Origin of the sequence: Chthoniobacter sp. (assembly GCF_040003245.1) — a bacterium.
GTDB lineage: Bacteria > Verrucomicrobiota > Verrucomicrobiia > Chthoniobacterales > Chthoniobacteraceae > Chthoniobacter.
Genome location: NZ_JBDUCX010000384.1, coordinates 1 through 3711, shown reverse-complemented (window position 1 = coordinate 3711; position 3711 = coordinate 1). Strand labels below are relative to the sequence as shown.

4 protein-coding genes are annotated in these 3711 nt (G+C 61.6%); all 4 read left to right on the top strand.

All coding sequences use genetic code 11. From position 1 onward, the window contains the following. Positions 1 to 146, top strand: a 146-nt coding sequence (locus tag ABJF10_RS29935) for a hypothetical protein (RefSeq protein ID WP_348548264.1), incomplete at its 5' end; no start/stop codon positions are given. 82 nt (positions 147 to 228) lie between these two features. Beyond that, complete coding sequence (locus tag ABJF10_RS29930; protein WP_348548263.1) at positions 229 to 495, top strand: hypothetical protein; 267 nt, start codon at positions 229 to 231, stop codon at positions 493 to 495. A 21-nt stretch (positions 496 to 516) separates the two neighbouring features. Beyond that, positions 517 to 3087, top strand: coding sequence for a DNA gyrase subunit A (gyrA, locus tag ABJF10_RS29925; RefSeq protein WP_348548262.1), 2571 nt, complete (start codon positions 517 to 519; stop codon positions 3085 to 3087). Between the two features lie 71 nt (positions 3088 to 3158). Next, positions 3159 to 3626 carry a hypothetical protein gene (locus ABJF10_RS29920; RefSeq protein WP_348548261.1) on the top strand — a complete coding sequence of 156 codons (468 nt, stop codon included), beginning with the start codon at positions 3159 to 3161 and terminating at the stop codon, positions 3624 to 3626. The last annotated feature ends 85 nt before the right edge of the window (positions 3627 to 3711 follow it).

The window sequence follows — 3711 nt, the reverse complement described above, 5'->3', positions numbered from 1 at the left end:
ACAAGCGCAAGATGTGGAGAGTCGAGCTCAACGAAGACAACGCCGTCGAAGCCGATCGCATGTTCACCATCCTCATGGGCGACGTCGTCGAACCCCGCCGTCAGTTCATCGAAGATAATGCGTTGAACGCCCGGTTGGACGTGTAGAGATGCCGACGACCACGTGCGCTTTCCAAGTGCGAATCAGAAAACAGCCGGAAGTGGTCATTGCCGATTTTAATCTTTCGCTATGAACCCGGAGACTTTTCCTCCCGCTCACGGAATCCCGATGGAATTATTGACCGACCGCGGTCTGCATGAGGCGTTTCTCGAAGTCGTCGAAGATAGTCGCCGTGAAGGGCTGCCGGTGGTCATCGACCGCAACGGCAGCGTCGCCGAATTGATGCCGGATCAACTCGGCAGCGAAGTCCAGTTTGCCCGCAACCGCATCGCCGAACTCTCCGCGGAGATTGCCAAATTTCAGCGCTCGCCATTTTCGGTGAACGAAACGCCTTAACCACCCCCGCCCCACTTTCCCATGCCCAACCTGAACCCCAACGAAAAAGTCCATCCGGTCAATGTCGCCGAGGAGATGTCGAAGTCATTTCTCGACTACTCGATGTCCGTCATCATCAGCCGCGCGCTGCCCGATGCGCGGGATGGGCTCAAGCCTTCCCAGCGCCGCATCCTCGTCACGATGAATGACCTCGGTGTGTTGCCGAATCGCAAGCACATCAAGTGCGCAAAAATCGTCGGCGACACGATGGGCAACTATCACCCGCACGGCGATCAGGCGATCTATCCCACGCTCGTTCACATGGCGCAGCCGTGGGCCATGCGCGACATGTTGGTCGATGGCCAGGGCAATTTCGGTTCGGTCGAGGGCGATCCACCCGCGTCCATGCGGTACACCGAGGCCCGCCTCCGCTGGCTCGGCGCCTCGCTCATGGACGACATGGACAAGGAGACCGTCGATTTCGTCCCGACCTACGACGAGCGGTTGATGGAGCCAGTCGTGCTCCCCGCCGCCTTCCCGAACCTCCTCGTCAACGGCGGCACCGGCATCGCGGTCGGCATGGCCACGAATATCCCGCCGCACAATCTCAGCGAGTGCATCGACGGCATCTGCGCGCAGATCATCAATCCGAACATCACGCTCGATGAACTGATGGTCTTTGTGAAAGGCCCCGACTTTCCCACCGGCTGCGCCATCCAGGGCGGCGCCGGGATTCGCAGCTATTTCGAGGGCGGCCGCGGCGCCGTGCGCGTGCGCGGCAAGGCGGGCATCGAGGAAGTAAAGGGCGGCCGCGAGCAAATCATCATCGCCGAGATTCCCTACAACGTGAACCGCGCGGAACTGGTGAAGCGCATCGCGGAGCTGGTCAACGACAAGGTCCTCACCGGCATCAGCGACGTCCGCGACGAGTCCGACGAAAACACCCGCGTCGTCGTCGAACTCAAGCGCGACGGCAACCCGAAGGTCATCCTCAACAACCTCTACAAGCACACCGCGCTGGAATCGTCCTTCAGCGTGAACATGCTGGCCATCGATCACGGCCGGCCGCGCCTGCTCGGGCTCAAGGACGCCATCGCCTGCTATATCGAGCATCGCCGCGAGATCATCCTCCGCCGCACGCGCTTCCTCCTGAACGCCGCGGAAGTCGAAGCCGAGAAGCTGGAAGGCTATCTCATCGCCCTCGCGAACCTCGACGACTTCATCAAGATCATCCGCGATTCGCGCGACCGTGACCACGCCAAGGCGCGCCTCCTGGAGCTCTCCTGGGCGCAGGGCGCCGTCGAACAACTCGGTATTCTCATTCGCTCCGAGGCCCGCATCGTCGATGGCCAATACAAGTTCACCGAGAAACAGGTCGGCCACATTCTCGACCTGCGTCTCTATCAGCTCACCGGTCTCGAGCGCGACAGCATCAAGGGCGAGTACGACGCGCTCATCGCCACCATCAAAGACCTGATGGACATCATCGCGAAGGAAGCGCGCGTCCTGAAAATCATCACGGACGAACTGCGCGAGATTCAGAAAAAATACGGCAGCGAGCGCCGCACGCAGATCGTCGCCGCCGAAGGGGAGATGGCCATGGAGGACCTCATCGCCAACGAAGGCGTGATCGTCACCCTCACCCACAAAGGCTTCATCAAGCGCACCGCCGTTTCCGCCTATCGCGCCCAGCGCCGCGGCGGCAAGGGCGTGATCGGCATGACCGCCCGCGAGGGCGCCTCCGAGGAGGATGACGACGATTTCGTCGAGCATCTCTTCACCGCCACGACGCACGATTTTCTCATGTTCTTCACCACGGATGGCCGCTGCTACGTGGAGAAGGTCTACGAAATTCCCGAGGGCACCCGCACCAGCAAAGGCCGCAGCATCGCCAACTTGCTCGAGCTGCGCGCCGAGGAAAAGATCGCCGCCACCATTCGCGTCCAGGGCCAGAAGACCGTCGAGGAAACATGGGCGGACAAGCTGCACATCGTCTTCGCCACCCGCAGTGGCATTGTCAAGAAGTCGAACCTCAGCGATTTCAAAAACATCCGCAAAGGCGGTATCATCGCCATTCAAATCGAGGAAGGCGATCGGCTCATCGATTGCAAACTGACCGGCGGCCTCGACGAGATCGTGCTCATTACCCATGAGGGCATGAGCATTCGCTTCAACGAGGAGGAACTCCGCGACCAGGGCCGCAACACCGTCGGCGTCTGGGGCATCCGCCCGGACAAGGGCGATTTCGTCGTCGGCGCCGCGCTGGTGAACAAGGATGCCATGCTCCTCGTCGCCGGCGAAAACGGCCTCGGCAAACGCACCACCTTCGAGGAATACCGCATCCAATCGCGCGGCGGCAAAGGTGTCATCACCATGAAGACCACCGAACGCACCGGCGGCGTCGCCGGCGCCCTCACGGTGCGCGATGCGGATGAACTCATGCTCATCACCAACAAGGGCAAGATGGTCCGGACGCGCGTCGCTGAAATCCGCGAGACGGGCCGCAACGCCCAGGGCGTGAAACTCATCGACCTCCGCGAGAACGAATCCCTCCAGGGAATAGCCCCGGTGGTCAACGATGCCGAAGACGAGCCGGAAGAGGAAATCGTCTAGATAGCGGCCGGAGGTCGCTGCTCCGTCAGCGCCCCGATTGCATCATTTCGTTTCCGCAGTTAGCTTCGGGCGTGAAGACCCTCCTCTTTCTGCCCGGAATTCTCGCGGCCTGTTTGCTTACCGCGTGCGCCACTCGACCCGATACCTCGCACTACGTCTCCCTCGGCTCACACCGCGGTTACTACATCATCGAGCCCGGCTCGCCGTTGCAGGAGAAGCTCGGCTACGGCCTCGCACCCGTCTCCGACACCGCCGATCCCCTGCACCGTGGCTACGGCAATGACGTCATCGCCTTTCGCTTCAACCGCGCCGGGGTACTGATCGCCCCGCCAGCCTATATTGCGCAACTCAAGCCGGATGGCGACAACACCCGTCGCCTCGCTCGTCTGGTCCAAGGCGTGAGCACGCGCTCCCAAATCGAGCACATGTTTCCCCCGGGCAATCAGCGTCTCATTCAGCCCGATGGCGGGCTGCTGGTCTATCACGACGTCGCCGTCTACAACGCGCTGGAGCAAATGACCCAACCCGGCTCACGCTAGGCCGTGTTCACAAATTGCGCGCGGCGACCACCTCGCGTGTCATTCTGAGCGGAGTGTAACGGAGTCGAAGAACCCCGTCGCGCTA